The 20,702-nt window shown below is 43.0% G+C and carries 20 protein-coding genes and 1 tRNA gene; 15 read left to right on the top strand and 6 right to left on the bottom strand.

Annotated features, from left to right (window positions below):
- Nucleotides 1-14 precede the first annotated feature (14 nt).
- From BLW60_RS09835 to BLW60_RS17020, 7 genes are all read left to right on the top strand, one after another.
- Nucleotides 15-959 carry an aspartate aminotransferase family protein gene (locus BLW60_RS09835; RefSeq protein WP_074716884.1) on the top strand — a complete coding sequence of 315 codons (945 nt, stop codon included), beginning with the start codon at nucleotides 15-17 and terminating at the stop codon, nucleotides 957-959.
- Nucleotides 952-1,482, top strand: a complete 531-nt coding sequence (locus tag BLW60_RS09840) for a GNAT family N-acetyltransferase (protein WP_074716886.1) — start codon at nucleotides 952-954, stop codon at nucleotides 1,480-1,482. Before BLW60_RS09835 ends, BLW60_RS09840 begins: the two co-directional genes overlap by 8 nt.
- Complete coding sequence (locus BLW60_RS09845; protein WP_074716888.1) at nucleotides 1,475-2,596, top strand: DegT/DnrJ/EryC1/StrS family aminotransferase; 1,122 nt, start codon at nucleotides 1,475-1,477, stop codon at nucleotides 2,594-2,596. Before BLW60_RS09840 ends, BLW60_RS09845 begins: the two co-directional genes overlap by 8 nt.
- 69 nt (nucleotides 2,597-2,665) lie before the next feature.
- Complete coding sequence (locus tag BLW60_RS09850; RefSeq protein WP_175460920.1) at nucleotides 2,666-4,213, top strand: tyrosine-protein kinase domain-containing protein; 1,548 nt, start codon at nucleotides 2,666-2,668, stop codon at nucleotides 4,211-4,213.
- A gap of 280 nt (nucleotides 4,214-4,493) precedes the next feature.
- A complete protein-coding gene (locus BLW60_RS09855) occupies nucleotides 4,494-4,769 on the top strand; it encodes a transposase (protein WP_074716892.1) in 276 nt (91 codons plus the stop codon).
- A gap of 143 nt (nucleotides 4,770-4,912) precedes the next feature.
- Nucleotides 4,913-5,224, top strand: a complete 312-nt coding sequence (locus BLW60_RS17015) for an IS3 family transposase (RefSeq protein WP_278289913.1) — start codon at nucleotides 4,913-4,915, stop codon at nucleotides 5,222-5,224.
- Between the two features lie 22 nt (nucleotides 5,225-5,246).
- Nucleotides 5,247-5,687, top strand: coding sequence for a DDE-type integrase/transposase/recombinase (locus BLW60_RS17020; RefSeq protein ID WP_242872866.1), 441 nt, complete (start codon nucleotides 5,247-5,249; stop codon nucleotides 5,685-5,687).
- Nucleotides 5,688-5,970: 283 nt separating this feature from the next.
- On the opposite strand, the gene BLW60_RS09865 is transcribed toward BLW60_RS17020, so the two are convergent.
- Genes BLW60_RS09865 through BLW60_RS09875 form a run of 3 tightly spaced genes read right to left on the bottom strand, consistent with a single transcriptional unit; the run spans nucleotide 5,971 to nucleotide 7,530 of the window.
- Nucleotides 5,971-6,582: a site-specific integrase gene (locus tag BLW60_RS09865; protein WP_074716894.1), complete on the bottom strand. Its 612-nt coding sequence runs from the start codon at nucleotides 6,580-6,582 to the stop codon at nucleotides 5,971-5,973.
- Nucleotides 6,557-7,252 (bottom strand): helix-turn-helix domain-containing protein, encoded by a 696-nt coding sequence (locus BLW60_RS09870; RefSeq protein ID WP_242872861.1) that lies wholly within the window; start codon nucleotides 7,250-7,252, stop codon nucleotides 6,557-6,559. Before BLW60_RS09870 ends, BLW60_RS09865 begins: the two co-directional genes overlap by 26 nt.
- Before the next feature lie 17 nt (nucleotides 7,253-7,269).
- Complete coding sequence (locus tag BLW60_RS09875; RefSeq protein WP_072419547.1) at nucleotides 7,270-7,530, bottom strand: hypothetical protein; 261 nt, start codon at nucleotides 7,528-7,530, stop codon at nucleotides 7,270-7,272.
- A gap of 655 nt (nucleotides 7,531-8,185) precedes the next feature.
- Here BLW60_RS09875 and istA point away from each other — a divergent pair.
- The gene (gene istA, locus BLW60_RS17185; protein ID WP_074716896.1) at nucleotides 8,186-9,751 is read left to right on the top strand and encodes an IS21 family transposase; all 1,566 of its coding nucleotides are present in this window, start codon (nucleotides 8,186-8,188) and stop codon (nucleotides 9,749-9,751) included.
- 20 nt (nucleotides 9,752-9,771) lie between these two features.
- Here the strand turns inward: istA and BLW60_RS09885 are convergent.
- Nucleotides 9,772-9,858 (bottom strand) — tRNA-Leu (locus BLW60_RS09885).
- An 84-nt stretch (nucleotides 9,859-9,942) separates the two neighbouring features.
- Entirely contained in the window at nucleotides 9,943-11,631 is a 1,689-nt protein-coding gene (locus BLW60_RS09890; RefSeq protein WP_081348200.1) for a bifunctional diguanylate cyclase/phosphodiesterase, read from the bottom strand.
- Nucleotides 11,632-11,976: 345 nt separating this feature from the next.
- Between BLW60_RS09890 and aroB the strand changes: the two genes are divergently transcribed.
- The 6 genes from aroB to BLW60_RS09920 all read left to right on the top strand — a co-directional run bounded on the left by aroB (nucleotide 11,977) and on the right by BLW60_RS09920 (nucleotide 17,393).
- Nucleotides 11,977-13,017, top strand: a complete 1,041-nt coding sequence (gene aroB / locus BLW60_RS09895) for a 3-dehydroquinate synthase (protein ID WP_074716898.1) — start codon at nucleotides 11,977-11,979, stop codon at nucleotides 13,015-13,017.
- A gap of 2 nt (nucleotides 13,018-13,019) precedes the next feature.
- Nucleotides 13,020-14,252: a 3-phosphoshikimate 1-carboxyvinyltransferase gene (aroA, locus tag BLW60_RS09900; RefSeq protein WP_074716900.1), complete on the top strand. Its 1,233-nt coding sequence runs from the start codon at nucleotides 13,020-13,022 to the stop codon at nucleotides 14,250-14,252.
- Nucleotides 14,233-15,312, top strand: coding sequence for a chorismate synthase (aroC, locus tag BLW60_RS09905; protein ID WP_074716902.1), 1,080 nt, complete (start codon nucleotides 14,233-14,235; stop codon nucleotides 15,310-15,312). The genes aroA and aroC overlap by 20 nt, the downstream gene beginning before the upstream one ends.
- A gap of 10 nt (nucleotides 15,313-15,322) precedes the next feature.
- The gene (locus BLW60_RS09910) at nucleotides 15,323-15,916 is read left to right on the top strand and encodes a DUF4364 family protein (RefSeq protein ID WP_074716904.1); all 594 of its coding nucleotides are present in this window, start codon (nucleotides 15,323-15,325) and stop codon (nucleotides 15,914-15,916) included.
- A 78-nt stretch (nucleotides 15,917-15,994) separates the two neighbouring features.
- Nucleotides 15,995-16,531, top strand: a complete 537-nt coding sequence (locus tag BLW60_RS09915; RefSeq protein ID WP_081348201.1) for a GNAT family N-acetyltransferase — start codon at nucleotides 15,995-15,997, stop codon at nucleotides 16,529-16,531.
- A gap of 13 nt (nucleotides 16,532-16,544) precedes the next feature.
- A complete protein-coding gene (locus BLW60_RS09920; protein WP_074716906.1) occupies nucleotides 16,545-17,393 on the top strand; it encodes a patatin-like phospholipase family protein in 849 nt (282 codons plus the stop codon).
- A 34-nt stretch (nucleotides 17,394-17,427) separates the two neighbouring features.
- Here the strand turns inward: BLW60_RS09920 and BLW60_RS09925 are convergent, their stop codons facing one another.
- A complete protein-coding gene (locus BLW60_RS09925; protein WP_074716908.1) occupies nucleotides 17,428-17,997 on the bottom strand; it encodes a biotin transporter BioY in 570 nt (189 codons plus the stop codon).
- Between the two features lie 225 nt (nucleotides 17,998-18,222).
- Here BLW60_RS09925 and BLW60_RS09930 point away from each other — a divergent pair, with 225 nt between their 5' ends.
- Nucleotides 18,223-20,613 carry a cation-translocating P-type ATPase gene (locus tag BLW60_RS09930; protein WP_074716909.1) on the top strand — a complete coding sequence of 797 codons (2,391 nt, stop codon included), beginning with the start codon at nucleotides 18,223-18,225 and terminating at the stop codon, nucleotides 20,611-20,613.
- Nucleotides 20,614-20,702: the final 89 nt, after the last annotated feature.

Consider the following 20,702-nt stretch of genomic DNA (forward strand, 5'->3'; position numbering starts at 1 on the left):
TCTAAAGCAAGTATATGAAAGAAATTGGCGGATACATTGAATTTGAAACTTTTCGTTCAGCAATGCGTTATGATGACGGCATAAAGCTGAACTGCGGAAGAAATGCTTTTGCATACCTTATTGAGAGCAGGAATATCAAAAAAATATGCTTTCCAAAAATGATGTGTGATTCAAATGACAAGGTGCTCAGCGACTATGATCTTGATGTGAGATATTATTCCATAGGAAAAGACCTTAAAATGGAGGATATCACGCTGAATGATGATGAATGGCTGTATGTTGTGAATTACTACGGACAGCTTTCGGACGAGTATATACGCTTACTGAAGCAAAAGTATGACAGGCTCATTATTGACAATGCGCAGGCATATTTTCAGAGACCTGCTGCGGGCGTAGATACTATCTATACCTGCCGTAAGTTTTTCGGAGTATCCGACGGAGCGATATTATATACTGATTCAGAGCTTGACAGGGAGCTTCCTTACGATGAGTCCTACAAAAGGATAAATTTCCTTGTGGGAAGATTTGAGAGAACGGCTTCCGAGTTTTACAGCGAATATGCTGCAAATAACGATGTGTTTTTTGATGAGCCGCTGAAAAGAATGTCAAAGCTCACTGAAAATATACTTCATGGTATTGACTATGACTTCATAGAGAAGCGGAGAACAGAAAACTTCGGGTATTACCATGAAGCTCTTGCTTCTGTCAATAGGCTGGATCTCAATATCCCCAGCGGAGCATTCATGTATCCGCTTTATATTGAGGACAGTGTAAGAATAAGAGAAAAACTTAGAGATATGAAAATTTATACTCCGACATTATGGCCTAATGTTTTGGATATGTGCAATAAACAAGATACTGAATATGATCTTGCCGAAAACATAATTCCATTGCCTTGTGATCAGAGGTATTCATATGATGAGATCAATTATGTTATAGAGGCGATTAAAAATGTATAAACTTCGCGAATTGGAGAGCAGGGATCTTGCAGAGATAAACTCATGGCGAAACAAGCCTGAGCTTATAAGCCACCTTGCAGCACCTTTCAGATATATCAATCCGAGAGTTGATCAGGAATGGTTTGAAAATTATATGAGATCTCGTTCTACAAATGTTAGATGTTCTATTGTAGACGAAAAGGACGAGGAATTATACGGCCTTGTCAGTCTTACAAGTATAGATCAGTTAAATCAGGCTGCCGAGCTTCATTTAATGATCGGCAGCGTTGAAAACCGCGGCAAGGGTATAGGTACCTTTGCTGTAAATGAAATGCTTCATCACGCATTTTATAATCTTAACCTTCACAGGATAGAGCTGGAATGCCTGGAAACAAATACTATTGCATTAAAACTTTATGAGAACTGCGGCTTCAAAAGAGAAGGCATCAAGCGAAAAGCTGTATTTAAACAAGGAGAATACATAAATATGTATGTGTATTCAATACTTAAAGAAGAATATATGGAGTTAAAAGAAAATGGATGAGAAAATTTTAGTTACCAGATCTTCTATGCCTGATTTTGAGGAATACTGCAATGAGATAAAGGGATTCTGGGATAGTCACTGGCTTACAAATATGGGCGAAAAGCACGTTCAGCTGCAAAAAGCCCTTGAGGAGCGTTTTGAAGTTCCTCACGTTACTCTTTATACAAACGGTCATCTTGCTCTTGAGAACATACTTGCCGCTATGAATTTGCCGAAGCATGGTGAGGTAATAACATCACCCTTTACATTTGCTTCGACTACTCACGCTATCGTAAGAAACGGTCTTGAACCTGTTTTCTGCGATATCAATGATACGGATTATACCATAGATACTGATAAGATCGAAAGACTTATCACTGATAACACCTGTGCTATCGTACCTGTTCATGTTTACGGAAATCTCTGTGATGTGGAGAAGATACAGAAGATAGCTGATAAGTATGATCTCAAGGTAATATACGATGCGGCTCATGCATTCGGCGTAACATATAAAGGCGTAAGTGCTGCTTGTTTCGGAAATGCTTCAATGTTCAGTTTCCACGCTACAAAGGTATTCAATACCATTGAGGGTGGTGCGCTTTGTTACAGCGATGACAGCCTTGTGCAGAAGCTGTACGATATGAAGAACTTCGGCATACACGGCCCCGAGGACGTTGCCTATATAGGCGGAAATGCTAAGATGAACGAGTTCCAGGCTGCTATGGGTATATGCAATCTCAGACATATCGACGATGAGATCGAAAAGAGAAGAAAAGTTACCGAGCATTACAGAAGCAGACTTGAAAACGTAAGCGGAATAATCCTCTGTAAGCCTCAGAAGGACGTAAAGCCGAATTACGGCTATTTCCCAGTAGTATTTGACGAAAAGCTTTTCGGTGCAACAAGAAACGAAGTATTCAAAGCACTTGCTGACAACAATATTAATGCAAGAAAGTATTTCTATCCGATATCAAATACTTTTGAGTGTTTCCACGGTAAGTACGATGTTAACGAAACTCCTGTGGCACTGCATATAAGCAAGCGTGTGCTCACACTTCCGCTGTATGCTGATCTCAGTGAAGAGATCGTTGATAAGATATGTGATATAATCCTCAGCTTGAGAAAAGCTGATTGAATATCCCAAAAGTAAACAAACAATCTGTTTTTTAGAAAGGCTGAGATCATGAGGAATGACGAAAGAAATTTGATCAATTTTAAAGAGATTTTTTCTCTTATTTTCAGAAAATTATGGCTTATAATCTTATTTGCCATATGTGGTGGTATAATTGCTTTCTGTATATCCAAGTATCTTATCGCACCAAAATACGAATCACATATCAAGCTTTATGTTCAGGGCGATTCACCAATGATCGCCAACGGAAACTCATCGGGATCAAGTGAGAACAGAAGCGATGTCAATAACCTGAAACAGCTTACAAATACATATATAGAAGTTCTCAATGATGATCTTGTTATGCAGGAGATCGCAACAAATCTTGTAACAAGATTCGGAGCTGAACCATTAAGCAAGGTATTCACAGTGGAGAACAATACTATCCCTGCCGATCAGCTTCGTGATACTATATTCGTTGAAAGCGTTCCGGATACTCTCGTTCTGAAGATGCAGGTCATCACAAAAGATCCTGAGGTATCTGTGGCAATATGTAACTACTTTGCTTTATATTCCGACCTTTATCTCCAGAAAGCTATCGGTAACGGCTGTAAAGCGCAGTATATGTCATGGGCGCAGTATAACGGCACTCCTGTATCGCCAAATAAAATGAAAAATGCAGCACTCGGTGCTGTTTCGGCAGTCCTTCTTGCTCTGCTCATTATATTCATTATGGACTTCTTTGACGATTCCGTAAGAGATGTCAATGCTCTCGGCAACAGATATGATAAGGCTGTTATCGGTGAGGTAGGACGCTTTAAGGGCAAAAGTGTCAAGGGCGACAGAAAAGGCGGACTTGTCAGTCTGTTTGATAAAAATGTTCCCTTTACAGTTATCGAAAACTATAAAGCTATACGTACAAGTATTATTTATTCACTTTCATCTTTTGAAAATAAGGTCATATCCGTTTCATCGGCAGAGCCTTTTGAAGGAAAGTCGATAACTGCTGCAAATATTGCAATAACTCTCGCACAGGGTGGTAACAAGGTACTCCTTATAGATGCTGATCTCAGAAATCCTGTTCAGCATGAGATTTTCCGCATCAGCGAAAAAAGAGGCCTTGCAAATGCTCTGACAGATGTTTCTGATCTTGACAGATGCATCAAGAAAACATTTATGGAGAAGCTTGATATCATTACTGCGGGTGATGCAGTTGCTAACCCGTCCGAGCTTGTTGCATCAGAGAACATGAACAGGATAATTGAAAGACTTGAGGACAAATATGCATATATCATTATTGATACACCTGCTGTAAACTTCTTCACTGATGCTGTTGAGATCGCGAAAAAGGTTTCAGGCATGGTAATGGTAGTAAGATATAATGAGACATCAACTGCTGACATTGATTCGGCAATAAGCAGGATCGAGTTCTTTGAAGCTAATATGTTAGGCTTCATTCTCAATGATGTAAAGACTAATAAAAAGTACAGTAAGTTTATTGCTCCTTCAAGAAGTGTTGCACCGATCAATAAGAGAACTGATGCTCAGAATATGAACAGAAGCAGTTCTTCATCTTCATACAGATCAGGCAGCAGCAATAAAAACAGAAGCATGAGCAGCAATTACAGACCAAAGAGATAATATGCAATAGAAAAGCGGTACACATAAAGGATTTCGCCCATATAGAAGTTTTATTAGAAACTACTATAAGCAAGAACTTTACAGCAGGCTATGAAAACAAACAGGCAGATACTTCGATGAGGTAACTGCCTGTTTTCATATTGATACACAAACATTAAAGAATCAATTATTTATATGACTATCCCTTTAGTACACTGAAGTGTTATACTGAAAGAGCAGTCGACAAACACCCAAAAAACTGGTAGAATATAAGTAACAAAACCAGTAAGGGAAAACGACTATGAAGTACAGTAAAGAATTCAAAGAAGAAGCGCTGAAGCTCTCAGACGAGATCGGAGTGAAAAAGGCTGCTCAGCAGTTAGGAATCCAGTATTACACTTTGTCGGATTGGCGGAGCAAGCGAAACGCTGCTGTCAAAGCTCAGAAGTATCAGATGTCAGATGAAGAGCTTAAACAGCGAAATCTTGAGCTCGAGCGTGAAAATGCCGAGCTCCGAAAAGCTAATGATATACTCAAGGACGCACTCGGTTTTTTCGCAAAAGACCGGAAGAAGTAAAGACAAGCGAACGTCACCTGTTCGTTAATGAGTTCCGCAGCAAATATGGAGCGAAAGCAATATGCAGATTTCTGAAAATCAGCGAATCGGGATATTATCGCTGGCTCAGAAATCAGGACAAAATCGGTGCAAGGCAGCTTCTTCTGGTCAAAATACAGGGAATTATTTCAAAGCATCCTGACAACAAGAATTACGGTGTTAGAAGAATGCAGGCAGCTCTTGCCCAAAAAGACACTCACGTCAGCCTCAGAACAGTATACCGCACTATGAGCGAAGCCGGGCTTATCCACAGGCACCGCAGACCTCACGACATCACAAAGGCTGATACTGAAACTCAGAACAGAGAGAATCTGATAAAAAGAAATTTCAGTGCAGACAAGCCACTGAAGAAACTGCTGACGGATATCACCGAGGTTCAATGCGCTGACGGATATTACCGAGGTCCAGTGTGCTGACGGAAAGCTCTATGTATCGCCGATCCTCGACTGCTTCAACGGCGAGATCGTAGCTCTTGAAATGCGTGACAAAATGAAGAAGGAACTTTGCATAGACACCTTAAAACAGCTGCGTGATAAGTACGGCAGACTCGACGGAACTGTCCTTCACAGTGACCGTGGCTGCCAGTATACAAGCTATGCCTTTCGCAGGGAGCTTGTAACAAACGGACTTATCCAGAGCCTCAGCGGCACTGCTCATTGCTATGACAACGCTCGTATGGAGAGCTTCTTTGCCACACTGAAAAAAGAAAAGCTGTATCAGATACCTACATACCGAATGAAGCGAGAAGAGATCAAAACTGTTATTTTCCGATACATCTTCGGCTACTACAATACGCAAAGGATCAACAGCTTCAATGAAGGCGGCCTCCCACCTGTGGCACTAAGGACTTCAACAGGGCTGGCTCATCACGCCGCCTGACTTCTGCCCATCCAAGATTTTGGGTATTCTCTGACTGCACATTTCTTGACAATTCCAATTCACTATATATAATTATATCACAAAATAGGAGCAATATCAAGCACATTATATTAACAATTCCATTTTTATTCGTGCTTTTATCGGATTTTAGGGCATTTGGAGAACTTTCCTCTAAGTCATATAATTGACTTCTACCAGAAATTTCTACCAAATTTTCTACCAAAATCGCTCTTTTTTGAAATTTTCCATTTCTTCATCGGTCTTGTCACATTATATTATATAATTACACGGCTGTGGGATGTGACGATTCCGCAGGCGTGTCTTTTTTCTTTTTTCTGCTGTTTGACTTCTTAGGTGCAGGCTTTTCACTTTCCGTTTCAGGCTTTGCTGACTGTTCGCTCTCGGCAGGAGTTTCCTCCTTCTTTGCACCAAGCACTCTTGAAATGGTCTCAGCCGATGCTACCTTTGCATTGTATTCAAGGTGACTGTAAAGGTTCGCCGTGATATTGAATGTCGCATGACCAAGCCACTCCTGAATAGCTTTCATCGGAATATCGTTTGCAAGCAAAAGGCTGGCACAGCTGTGACGGAGATCATGGAAACGGAGCATTTTCAGACCGTTCTTCTTGATGACCTCGTGAAAGTCGTGCGTTACTGTATTAGGGCTGATGAGCTTTCCATACGGATCACAGCAGACAAAGCCCTCAAACTCGGTGCTGTATTCCTTACCGCCGAGCTTTTTGTAGTGCTTGTCCATTTTCTTCTTTTCAAGAAGCATTTCCTCAATGTGCGGTATCAGCGGAAGGGTTCTTCTTGTGGAATTGGTTTTCAGCTTGGTCTCCACAAAGAGCTTCGGCTTGCCGTTTTCGTCATATGGGGTTTTCAAAGAAGTCATAGACGTACTCAATACCCTTGCTTGCCGTCATATTGGCATACAGCTTGGTGACTACCAGATAGCCTATGTTCTTCAACTCTTTGAGTGCAGAGTCGATAGCCGTCTTGCCCTCTTTGCAGATGAACACAAGCCCTGCAACGGAGTAATCCCAATCATCGGGAAAGGAAAGAACTCTCAGGAGCAGACCGAGGGATTTTAGGCTGATCTCCTTAGAACGGAGAAGCAGACTGCTTACTATGGTAAAGTTGTCGGTCTTATTGACACGGCAGCGCTTGGACTTGTTGGAAGGCATTTTGCCCTCAGCCATAACAGTGCAGGAAAGTGTCTTGTCCTTCTCCGAACTTTCATAGAAGTCATAGACATAATGTATCCTGCCGTCCTCGGTCTCGTTCGGGTAGAGCTTTGATATTTTGAGATAGCCCCACTCCTGCAAGTCTTTCAGGACGGTCTCAATAGCCGTTTCTCCCTCTTTGCAGATAGAAGAAAGACCCTTGATCGAGTAATCCCATTCATCGGGAAGTCCCATTACACGGCCCAGCAGACCGACAGAAGCCAGGCTGAGGTTTGATGACCGCAGGAACGAATTACTCAGCAGAGTAAAGTTTTTCGATTTATGTACACGGCAGACCGATGATGAAACGGTCTTGCTCCTTTTTATTTTCTTGCCCATTTGTATCACCCTGTCAGTTATCTCAGCTTCATATTCGGTATACGCAGCTTGTTCACCGCATAGGTGTTGCCGTGAATGATGATAACGTACTTTTCGTCTTTAAGCTCCGTCAGAGCATTTCTGACCGTTGACGGCTCGTCCTTCGGAAAGAAAGAACACATTTCCTCAAACGTGCGGTAGTCCCTCTCGGGAACATTGAGCATATTGTCGAGGATCGCATAAGCCGGCAGGGTGAGTACACCGTGGTCGTTCACAACGATTCTCATAGGTTTCTGCATAGAAAGACCTCCTTGACTTTCATTCTGAAAAAGAAAAACGCTCCTCATTGCTGAGAAGCGTTGTATAGTATTCAATTTTGGGCATAAAAATAGCGGACAGCGCTTCACTTGTATGAAACACCGTCCGCTGTTACCCATTATTCAGTTTTTATGTCAACAGGCATTCTACCGTTTTTAGGCTGTATTTTGGTTTTCTACCAAGTTTCTACCAACTTTTGAGCCGTTGGCTGTCTACCAAGTTTCTACCAAAAATCTTCAAATTTGCAATTTTTCCGATTTTACGATATAGCGCCGTTTTGAGGTTTTCTACCACAAAAAACGCCGTAAAATAGGGTTCTAAATGCTCCTTAATGAACACTAATGAACACTAATTACAAATAGGCTTCATTTTATCACATTTTATTGCCGATATCAACCTATATTTCGACGTTTAGAGCAAAAAACCATTATATTTCAATCTGATAAAATCGTAGGTAGTATAAATAAGGCTACTGCACTTTCATGTGCAGTTGTAAGTGGTATAATAAAACGTACAGAATCGGCCAATAAAAGCATACAATAATTCGCCACGAAATATACAGGTTCTCGCCACGAACTGTACAACGCGTTTTCTATGGTATAATAAAGAAAACCATGGAAAAGGCGGTGCAGAGAAATGAAAGGAATCGAAATGTATGCTAAAATCCAAGAGCTGAAAGAGCTCGGTATGAGCCAAAATGCAGTTGCAGCACAGCTTGGCATCAACCGTGCGACTGTCCGGCATTACTGGAACATGAGGGCCGATGAGTACAGCAAATACAGCTGTTCTATCCGAAGAATCAGCATTCTCGATCAATACAAGAGCATTATCGCGGGATGGATCATGCGGTTTCCCTGCATTTCATCCGCCCAGATCTGCGACTGGCTCAAAGAAAATTATCCGTATGACTTCAAAGAACGGACTGTCAGCCGGTTTGTCAAGGCACTGCGTGAAGAACTGCCGCCCGGATTACAGACACAGGTCGATTTCGGGGAAATGGCCTTGCCGAATGCAGACGGAACGGGCAGCACAAAAGTCCGGTTCGCAGCGTTTGTGTTATCCCATTCGCGGTATAAGTTTGTTTACTTTCAGAGCAGACCGTTCCACACTGTTGATCTGATCACGGCTATGAATGCCTGCTTTGTGTATTTTGGCGGCATGACGGAAGAATATGTATTCGATCAGGACAGTGTCGTATGCGCTGCTGAGAATGCCGGGGACATCATCTACACGCACGAATTTGAAGCTTTCCGACAGAGATGCGGCTTCAGAGTGCATCTTTGCCGTGCGGCAGATCCGGAAAGTAAAGGCAAAATTGAAAACGTCGTCCGCTACGTAAAACACGGATTCCTCGAAAACCGGCTGTATCCCTTTGACGACAGTACGCTGAATCACTGCGGTGTCTCATGGCTCGAACGGACTGCAAATGCAAAGCAGCACGGTACGACGCATAAGGTGCCTGCTGAAATGTTCCGCGAAGAACGCGAACATCTGCGTCCTCTGCCGGATACTGTTGAAAGCTGTTCAGCAACAGTTCTTCGGACTGTCCGGAAGGACAACACGATCGTTTATTGCTCCAATCGGTACTCTGTTCCGGTCGGTACATATACCACACAGAAAGAGGTCGAGATTGAAGCTGTTGACGGGATCCTGAAAATCTACACTGTTTTTCACGAACCGATCTGTGAGCACAGGATCTCGCCGGAAAGAGGAAAACTGATCAAAAACAAGAATCATGACCGCGATAAAACCGAAGCAAGTGTCAGAACACTTCCACTCATTCCGCATATAGAAAAAATGCTGAAAAAAAGAATGATGCTTGAAATGCAGTATTCACAGATACTGAAATCAGACTTCGACAGGACGTTCGATGGATTTGTCTGCCGTGACAATACAGGAGCGATTATAACACCTGAGTATGTTACAAGACATTTCAAAGATGTGGTCAAGAAGTATAAGCTCCGTCCGCTGCGTTTCCATGATCTGCGTCATAGCTGTGCAAGTCTCTTGCTTGCGAACGGCGTATCCATGAAAGCGATTCAGGATTGGCTCGGACATTCTACTTTTAACGTTACCGCTAACTTTTACAGTCACCTCGATTATCAGTCGAGAGTTTCCTCTGCTGAGGTCATTGCCAATGCTCTTGGTGATGAAGCAGAGACAGAGGAGAATGAGAGCACAAACGAAAAAACAGGCTCTTAATAATTAAGAACCTGTTCTCATGGTGCCGGTGGCGGGGGTCGAACCCGCACGGTGTTGCCACCAACGGATTTTGAGTCCGTCACGTCTGCCAATTCCATCACACCGGCACATTGTTATAATTATAACATATGATAAAAATAATGTCAATAGTTTTTTACCAATTAAGGCTGCCATTTTTTCAGGCAGCCTTATTATTTGTCATATACATAGTTTTTATTAAGCCGTGTCTCGAACTCCTCTACGGGAAGCGGTCTGTCAAAATAGAAGCCCTGAGCGAGGTTGCAGTTATTATCAGCAAGAAGCTGCAGCTGTTCTTTGGTTTCAACTCCCTCGGAAATACATTCAAGTCCCATTTCCTGAGCCATAGCAACGATGTATTTGAACATTACGATTTTTTGAAGTGGGTTCTCGTCATTTTCCGTAGGAAGAAGGCTTCTGTCGAGTTTCAGTACGTCCCACGGTATCTCCTTGATGAGATTAAGTGAAGAATAACCGACTCCGAAATCGTCAACAGATGTGGAAATACCTGTTTTTTGCAGACCTCCGATAGTACGCTTCAGATCCTTGAATTCAACGTCTGTGGTAGTTTCGGTAAGCTCTATCTCGATGTACTCATGAGGGACATTGTTTCTGTCGACGATTTCGACGATATGCTTTAGAAGATCCATATCAGACAGATGACGGCGTGACAGGTTTACAGATATGCGGACGACCTCTTTGCCGCTGTCGAGCCACCTGCGGATATCCTTGCATACAGCATCGAGCATATAGAAATCCAGTTTGCAGATATCACGTCCCTGTTCGAGTACAGGTATGAATTCACCGGGAGACACTAGCTGACCGTTATGCATCCAGCGGCACAGTGCTTCTGCACCGGCAACGTGTCTGCCGTTGATAGCGACTTTGGGCTGATAGTATACAAGAAATTCTCTTTCTTCAAGAGCTTTCGGAAAGCTGACAGTGATATCATTGTTCCTCTTGCTCCGAGCCAGAAGCATATCATCAAAATACGCAATGTCGATTTTGGCGGAATTTTTTGCAAGAGCGTAAGCCAGGCTTACTCTGTCCATTATATCCGTGGGCAGTATGACAGTGTCATTGTTCTGTATGATATAAACGCCGACTGTAGCGGAGATGTATATACGTTCGTTGCGCTTTTCATCGTATGTAACGCCCGAACCGCTGAGTATTTTAAGAACATTCTGGAGCTTATAGCTTTTTATAAGCGTTATGAAATTATCTCCGCCGATCCTGCATACAGATTCGTTCTCGTCATCGAGCAGATCGGAGATATAGCCGATGAATTTTTTCATGACTAAGGAACCGCTTTCGCGTCCGATATGCTGATTGACAACAGAAAAGCGTTTGAGATTAAAGCGAACAGCTGTATAATTAGCTATTGTACCTGCTTTGCACAGCCTTTTGCCGCACTTCATGAAATACCTGAGATTATGCATATTCAGCTCGCTGTCGAAGTAAGTCATATGCTGGGTGAGCTTGAGAAGTCTGAATTTACCGCTGAAAGTGCTGAAAACAGAGAAGAATGTATCAAGTTTACTGCGTTCTTCGTCTGTCCAATCAGGCACATCGTTTCTTATGTAAACTTTATAAACTCCGATATTTTCGTCAACCGTAACGATACGTTTGCTTATGAATATACTGTCTGAAGCGTGTCCGCAGTCATAATAGCAAACTGTATCGGGCATATCAAAATGCTCAGATGCTTCATTTTCATAGGCAAAGAGTTCAACTTTTCCAATCTTCAGGACACAGCAAAGCTCAGACATCGCTTCAGATATCTGTACAGGAGTAGCATAATTCAATTTCTGCATTTTATCAATGAAGTGTTCAAGCGCGGTCAGATACTCATTTGTATTCATTCATATCCCCTCCGAAAACAGACATTGTCTGTATCAGATTTGCATTTTATACAAAACTATTATAACATATGATGAAACGGAAAAAATGTATATATTATTAACATAATGTAAATTACACAAGTTTTGCTGAGCTTTTAAATAATATTGTCAAAGATGCACAATCATAACGCTGTATAAGCTGTTGAAGCACAAAACAATTATTAATGTCATCAAAAAAGTCATAATTCAGCGAATAAAAGTTTTACAGTGGAAAAGTGTTGACAGTTAAGGCAGTGTATGGTATAATTTTTATGAAGCTTTTTTGCTGTGAAAACAGCGTTCATCATTGACAGGAGGTCATTTTTTATGAGAAAGATAAATGTAAGGACAAGTCATCCTTACGAAGTTCTGATCGAGCGCGGAGCACTTGCTGAGTGCGGAAAATATATTGCAAACGTAACAAAGTCACGCAAAGCAGCTGTTATCACCGATGATATCGTTGAAAAGCTGCATTTGCAGACAGCTCTTGACTCATTGAAGAAAGAGGGCTTTGAGTGCAGTGTTTACTCATTTCCCAATGGTGAAGAGGCAAAATGCCTTGAAAACCTCGGAAATATATATGATTTTCTCTGCAAGAGCAATATTACAAGAAGTGATATCGTAATTGCTCTCGGAGGAGGCGTTGTAGGCGATATTACAGGATTTGCCGCAGCTTCCTATCTCAGGGGCGTAGAATTCGTGCAGATACCTACTACACTTCTTGCACAGGTGGATTCATCTGTAGGCGGAAAGACTGCCATAAATATTGCAGGCGGCAAAAATCTTGTAGGTGCGTTCAAGCAGCCTGCACTTGTTATATGCGACAGTGACATACTCAAAACTCTGCCTGAGGAGACTCTTGCAGAGGGCATGGGAGAGTGCATAAAATACGGTATGATACGCGATGAAAAGCTCTTTGAGCTTATGGAGTCTCACGATCTCAGTACAGTTGACGAGATAATGGACGAAATGGTATATGAATGTGTTGATATAAAGCGTATCATAGTTGAACATGATGAATGTGACAGGGGAGAGCGAATGGTGCTTAATTTCGGTCATACCCTCGGTCATGCCATTGAGGCTTGGCATAACTATAAAGGCATCTTCCACGGCGAGGGCGTTGCAGCAGGTATGTGCATGATAACAGACCGCCTTGCACCACAGCTTTCCGACAGACTGAAAAAGGTATGCGCAGCTTATAAGCTGCCTACAGGAAGTGATATCCCTATGAAAGAGCTTCTTCCTTTCTGTTCAAAGGACAAGAAGAATGAGGCAAAGGATATCAACTATATCATTTGCGAAGAGATCGGCAAGGGCGAGATAGTGAAAGTGCCTTTCACTGAATTCTGCCGACTTATGGAGGGCTGAGAATGGATATACGAATAACTCCTTCAAAGCTGAAAGGCAGTCTCAGTGTCCCTGCTTCAAAGAGCTGTGCTCATCGCTCTATAATATGTGCATCACTTGCTGACGGAGTTTCACACCTCAGCGGAGTTACCATGTCAAAGGATATTGAAGCTACCATAGGTGCTATGACAGCTTTAGGAGCTGAGTTTGAAGTAAACGGCGAGGATATCACCGTTAAGGGCAACGGCGGCAGACCTGCTGATAAGTGCATTGTTGACTGCAACGAGAGCGGTTCTACACTGCGTTTCGTTATACCGATTGCCGCAGCTGTAGGCAAAGAGACGGAATTTCACGGCAGAGGCAGACTTCCACAGCGTCCTATTGATATTTTCACAAGAGAGCTTGGAAAAAACGGCGTATATTTCGATTATCATAATACTATGCCGTTCACCGTTTCGGGCGGACTTAAAAGCGGCAGATTTGAGATAGAGGGCGATGTTTCCTCACAGTTCATCACGGGACTTCTTTTTGCGCTCCCGCTTCTTGAGGGCGACTCGGAGATAATCCTCACATCACATCTTGAATCCCGTCCATATGTTGACATAACTATTGATACTCTGCGCCGTTTCGGTGTAGCTGTTGAGGAAACTGATGACGGCTTCAAAGTAAAAGGCGGACAGAAGTACAAGCCACATGATGAAAAGATCGAGGGAGATTACTCTCAGGCAGCATTCTTCTGCGTTGCAAATGCCCTTGGTTCACAGGTAGAACTTCATAATCTTAACGATAATAGTGTTCAGGGCGACAAGAAAATCCTTGAAATTATACGTGATATGTGTTATAATGGCAATGTTGGCAATTATAACGCCGACTGCTCCGATATCCCGGATCTTGTTCCAATACTTGCGGTGCTTGGAGCTTTCGGCAGCGGAAGATCAGTAATATACAATGCAAAACGACTTAAAATAAAAGAAAGCGACCGCCTTGAAACCACTGCGGCTCTGCTCAATTCACTGGGCGGAAATGTTACCGTTACAGATGACGGTCTCATCATCGAGCCTACGGGAGCTATGCACGGAGGTACAGTTGACAGCTTCGGTGACCACAGGATAGTAATGGCAGCAGCAATAGCAGCTACCGCTATCGACGGAGAAGTGGTCATCAAGGGTGCTGAGGCGGCTGAAAAGTCTTATCCTGCTTTCTTTGACGACTACAAAATGCTCGGAGGTAAAGCTAATGTCATCATTCTGGAATAATCGGATATCTGTCTCCATGTTCGGCGAAGCCCACGGACCTGCAATAGGCGTTACAGTGGACAATCTTCCGTCGGGAGAATATATAGATGCTGAGGAGCTTGCTCGCTTCATGGCAAGAAGATATTCCTGCGGCGGTCAGACTGCCGTAAATTCCATGCCTCATATAATGTCGGGTATTTTCAATGAGCGCACAACAGGTACTCCGCTTTGTGCATTCCTGCAAAATACCGATACATCTGCACCTCAGCATGAAGAGACAGACAATCTTGTGCGTCCGGGTCATGCGGATTATACAGGTGCGATGAGATACAGAGGCTTTAATGATGTCAGAGGCGGCGGACATTTCTCGGACAGGCTCACAGCTCCGCTGTGCTTTGCGGGAGCAGTCTGCGCTCAGATACTTGAAAGACGCGGCATCTATACAGGTGCTCATATACTACAGATACACAATGTAAAGGATAATCCCTACGACCCTGTAAATATCACAAGGGACGGCGTTCTCAGCGTCAGAATGAAGGATTTTCCTGTTATCAACGACCGCAAGGGCTGGCAGATGATAGAGGATATCAACAAGGCTTACGAGGGCGGAGAGTCTCTCGGCGGCGTTATCGAGTGCGCTTCTGTGAATGTTCCTGCGGGAATAGGCTCGCCTATATTTGACGGTCTTGAAAATACTATCGCCCAGCTCATATTCGGTATCCCAAACGTTACGGGACTTGAGTTTGGAGCAGGCTTCCTTTCGGCAAAAATGGTGGGAAGCCAGAACAATGACGAGTTTTATGTCAACGACCACGGTCATGTGCTCACAAAGACCAATAATCACGGCGGCATCATCGGCGGTATATCTTCGGGTATGCCTGTTACACTGAGAGTGGCTTTCAAGCCCTCGGAGTATATCCCACAGGCACAGAACGCTGTTAATTACCGTGATATGACGAGTGAGACAGCTACAAGTGAGAAGCATATCCCATGCGCTATCCCTTCTGCTGTACCATGTGTTGAAGCAGCGGTGAATATCGCGCTTCTTTCACATATGCTGGATTATCCAAATTTCTGTTAAGGTGACTTTTATGCAGGACGAAAACATAATGAAAATGGCAGAACGCGCAGATATCGAAATTAAAGACGTACCGACGCTGAATATTCTGCTGTGTTATCTGCTTTATAAGATAGACAGGCCCGTAAGTCCCGACCAGCTTTACGATATAGCTATCGGTACGGGCGTGGTGAATTACTTCTATTATCAGGACTCGATCGGCTATCTGCTGAAAAACGGCCATATAACTTCCGAAAAGGACGACAGCGGCGAGGACTGCTACATTTTACAGCCAAAGGGCAGAGAATGTGCAAAACAGCTTAAAAATTATGCTCCAAAGTCATACAGGGACAAACTTGTGCTTGCGGCACTGAGATACTTTGCCCGTGTTCAGTACGAAAAGGAACTGAAAATAGAGTATGAGCCTGTTGGAAACGGCTATTATATCCATGTAAGGTGCGTAGATACTAATTTTGACCTTATGGACCTCAAGCTCTACGCTCCCGACCTTGCTCAGGCAAAGCTCATAGGTGAGAAGATACTGCTCAATCCTGCGGGATTTTACGGAAAAGTAATAGAAGTTGCGCTCTCAAATGAAGAACCGCCATACGACCTGAGCGACAATTGACGACATAAGGAGCTGTTTTGGCAGCTCCTTTCTTAATAAATTATTAGTTAACAGCGATCACAGAATATGGAGAAATAAATGAAATACTGCATAAGACCTTTATCCGAAACAGAATATTCGGTACTGTCTGTTTTTCTCTATGAAGCAATATTTATCCCCGAGGGCGCAGCTCCGCCGCCGAGAGATATAATATTGCAGCCCGAATTGCAGGTGTATACCGAGGACTTCGGCAAAAGGAAAGGCGATATGGCACTTGCTGCGGAAGCAGACGGCAATATCGTCGGAGCTGTCTGGGGACGTATAATGAATGATTATGGTCATATAGACGATGAAACACCGTCACTTGCCATATCATTGTACAGGGAATACAGAGGACAAGGCATAGGTACGGCACTTATGCTGGCGATCATAGCTGCTTATGCTGAAAAAGGGTATAAAAGGCTCTCACTGGCAGTTCAGAAAGCCAATTATGCAGTTAAAATGTATGAAAAGGTCGGATTTAAGACAGTTTCTGAAAATGACGAAGAATACATAATGATCGTGGATAGCGATCAGTGCAGGGGCGGATACTATCCGCTGAAACCGCAGTTTATAAATGATCTAAATAAACACTGAAAGGAAGCATGAAATGAAATACGGACTGGTTCTTGAGGGTGGTGCTATGCGCGGACTTTTTACCGCGGGAGTTCTTGATATCCTCATGGAAAACGATATAAAGTTAGACGCAGCTGTGGGCGTTTCCGCAGGTGCAGCTTTCGGCTGTAACTACAAATCGAGACAGATACGCAGGGCGATACGCTACAATACAAGATTTTGCAGGGATAAACGCTATTGCAGTATGCTCTCATATGTAAAGACAGGTGACCTTTTCGGCTCTGAATTCTGCTATCATGAAATTCCCGACAAGCTTGACATATTCGATACGGAGACTTTCAACGCATCACCTATGGATTTCTGGGTAGTCTGCACTGACATAACCACAGGCAGAGCAGTATACCATAAATGCGGAAATATCGACTATAACGAGCTCGAGTGGATACGTGCATCTGCTTCCATGCCCATCGCAGCAAGGATAGTAAATATAGGTGAACATAAGCTTCTTGACGGTGGTATTTCCGATTCGATACCGCTTAAATTCATGGAGAGCCGCGGCTGTGAAAAGAACGTTGTCGTACTTACTCAGCCCCGTGACTACGTCAAGAAGCCTGCAAGCGGAATGAAGCTCATGAAGGTGAGATATCACAAATATCCCGAGTTTATTAAGGCTGCCGAGAACCGCCATAAGATGTATAACAGCGAGCTGAAGTACATACGCAGTGCGGAAGAAGAGGGGAGAGCATTTGTAATAGCTCCGCCCGAAAAACTGCCAGTAGGTCATGTGGAGCATGATCCCGATGTGATGCGTGAGGTATACCGCATAGGCAGGCGTACAGCCACAAAATGCCTTGATGAGCTGAAAGCTTTTCTTGAAAAATAAAAGACCTGTCTGATACCAGACAGGTCAGGCGATATTATATATGAGCGTATTTTTTTACGCGGTCTGAAATGATAAGAGCAAGGACCAGTTTTATAATGTCGAATGGTATGAACGGAGTTACACAGAGCTTCAATGCTTTTGAAAGCGGCATAGAATTTCCGTTATTTGAGCATACGAATATGAACCATGCTGTGCCGAATGTGTAGCAGACGATCAGTCCTATGAGCAGGAGTATAACTTTTACGGCAAACTTTTTTCCGAAAAGCTTTTCACCTGCCATGTAAATTATCGGCATGAATATAAATCCGAGTATGTAGCCTCCCGTGGGACCTGTAAGAACTCCTATACCGCCTTTGAAGCCTGAAAAAACAGGCAGTCCTATAGCTCCGAGAAGTATGAATACGAGTATGGAGAAAAGGCTGTTTCTGCCGCCGAGAATACAAAGTGCGCAGAAAATAGCGAATGTCTGCAATGTAATGGCGATAGTGCCTATGGGAATGGATATCCATGAGCAAACTGCCATTATTGCTGCGAACATGGCTGTAAGTACCATTTCTTTTGTTGTAAAACTGATTTTTTTACCTTTTGTCGTATTATCGACCATTGAATACAACTCCTTACGTGATATGAAAGCGCGTATCGTCTGTGACGAATTTTGCGTATTTCGGTTTTTATAAGATCTTACATATGAATTATAGCACAGTTGTTACTCTTTGTCAACCCATTTCATATAAATGGTTGACGATAAATTTTTGAATAATGATTGAAATTGTTAAAGAAATATGTTACAATAAAAAAAGTATATATTTGCGAGGTGTATTTTGATATAATGAAAATTAGTGAATTTAATGATGTAATAGTTCCCGACAGAGTAAAGGCAGATTTCAATGAAGGACTTACCTCTGCACAGGTCAAGGAAAGGGCTGAGGCAGGACAGGACAACAAGCCTGTTGAGTCTCCCTCGAAAACGGTCAAGGAGATCGTTGCCGATAACGTACTCACGTACTTTAACCTTATATTTGTGATACTTTCAGTATTGCTTGTAGTTGTAGGCTCTTACCGTGACCTTACATTTATGCCTATAATCGTTGCAAATGCTCTTATCGGTATCATACAGGAGATGCGTTCAAAGTCGGTTCTTGATAAGATAAAGGTGCTCAATGCTCCTGTTACGACAGTAGTACGTGACGGAGAGATAAAAACTGTGCCCTCAAAGGATCTCGTAATTGATGATATAGTAATATTCAAGGCTGGAAACCAGATAAGTGCAGATGCTATAGTTGTGGACGGAAATGTTTCCGTAAACGAATCCCTCCTGACAGGTGAATCTGATGAAATAAGCAAAAAGCCCGGAGATACTCTTATGTCGGGAAGTTATATAGTATCAGGCTCATGCCGTGCAAGACTTGAAAGAGTCGGACGTGAGTCATATATCTCAAAGCTTACTATACAGGCTAAGAAGTCACGAAAGGGCGAGCAGTCGGAGATGATACGCTCACTCAACAGGATAGTAAAGTTTGCAGGCGTTGCCATAATCCCTATCGGAAGCATACTTTTCTATCAGTCGTACTATATAAACCATGATACCATACGTGCAAGTGTACAGTCTATGGTCGCTGCCGTGATCGGAATGATACCCGAGGGACTCTTTCTCCTTGCAAGTGTTACTCTTGTTATCAGTGCCATGAGACTTGCTCTCAGCAAGGTACTTGTCCACGACATGAAATGTATCGAGACTCTTGCGCGAGTAGATGTTCTCTGCGTTGATAAAACAGGTACTATCACAGAGAATGCGATGTCTGTAACGGCAGTTGTTCCTGCTTCCGATGAATATGATATAGACTCCATACAGGGACTTATCAGCGATTTTGCTGCTGCTCAGGATTCGGATAACCAGACTATGGCGGCTATAAAGAACCACTTCCACCGTCCTGCTGGCAGAGCGGCTGTGTCTATAACAGGCTTCTCATCTGAATTCAAGTACAGCAGTGTTACATTTGAACGTGAGTCATATGTGCTTGGTGCTCCCGAATTTGTCCTCAAGGAAAAGATCGAACAATATAAAGAAAAGATAGAGGAATACAACCGTAAGGGATACAGAGTTCTTGTTTTCGGAAAGTACAGAGGAGTTCCCGACGGAAAGGCACTTACATCTTCCGTAGAGCCTGTATGCTTTATTATGATGTCAAATCCAATACGTGAAAATGCTCCCGAAACATTCAGGTATTTTGCTGAACAGGGCGTAGAGATAAAGGTTATCTCAGGCGATAATCCTGTTACCGTATCAGAGGTGGCAAAGCAGGCAGGAATAAAACACGCCGAGGAATATGTTGACGCTACGACACTTACAACGGAAAGTGCTATAAGGGACGCTGTTACAAGGTATACGGTATTCGGACGTGTTACTCCCGAACAGAAGCGCAAGTTTGTAAGAGCACTTAAAAAAGCAGGCAAGACAGTTGCCATGACAGGTGACGGTGTAAATGACGTTCTCGCACTTAAAGATGCTGACTGCTCCGTTGCTATGGCTTCTGGAAGTGACGCAGCCGCACAGGCTTCACAGCTTGTTCTCCTTGAGTCGGATTTCTCAAAGATGCCTGATGTTGTTGCAGAGGGAAGAAAGGTCGTAAATAACCTTGAACGCTCGGGAAGTCTCTTTATCGTAAAGAATATATTCTCGCTGATAATATCCATTTTGTTCATCTTCTTCGGACTTGCTTATCCGATGAAGCCTGCACAGATATCACTTATAAGTATATTCACCATAGGTTTACCTGCTTTCTTCCTGTCGCAGATGCCTAACCGTGATCTTATCAAGGGTAAATTCATCACAAATATCCTTCTGAAAGCTCTGCCAGCGGCACTTACCGATGTACTTGTGGTATGTGCTATGGTATATTTCGGAAATATCTTCAACGTTGCACCTACGGATATAGCTACGGCATCAACCATACTTATGAGTATCGTCGGAATGATGATCGTATTCCAGATATGCAGACCTATGGATATGTATAAGATGTGGATGTGGATACTCTGCGGTGTTGGACTTGCCTGCTGTATGATATTCATCAGCAAGATGTTCGACATAACAAATATGTCTAACCGCTGTATCCTTCTCTGCGTAAACTTCTCAATAATCGCAGAACCATGTCTCCGCTACCTGACACTGATAACAAAGAAGATACAGTCATTCTTCATAAATGACGAGGTCAAGGATTAAAGAGATAAGTCTTTTTCAGAATAGTAAAAATTAAACAGGCAGATACTTCATGTGAGGTATCTGCCTGTTTTATATAAGAGAGGTTATTG

Source organism: Ruminococcus flavefaciens, assembly GCF_900108555.1.
GTDB classification, from domain to species: Bacteria; Bacillota; Clostridia; order Oscillospirales; family Ruminococcaceae; genus Ruminococcus; species Ruminococcus flavefaciens_P.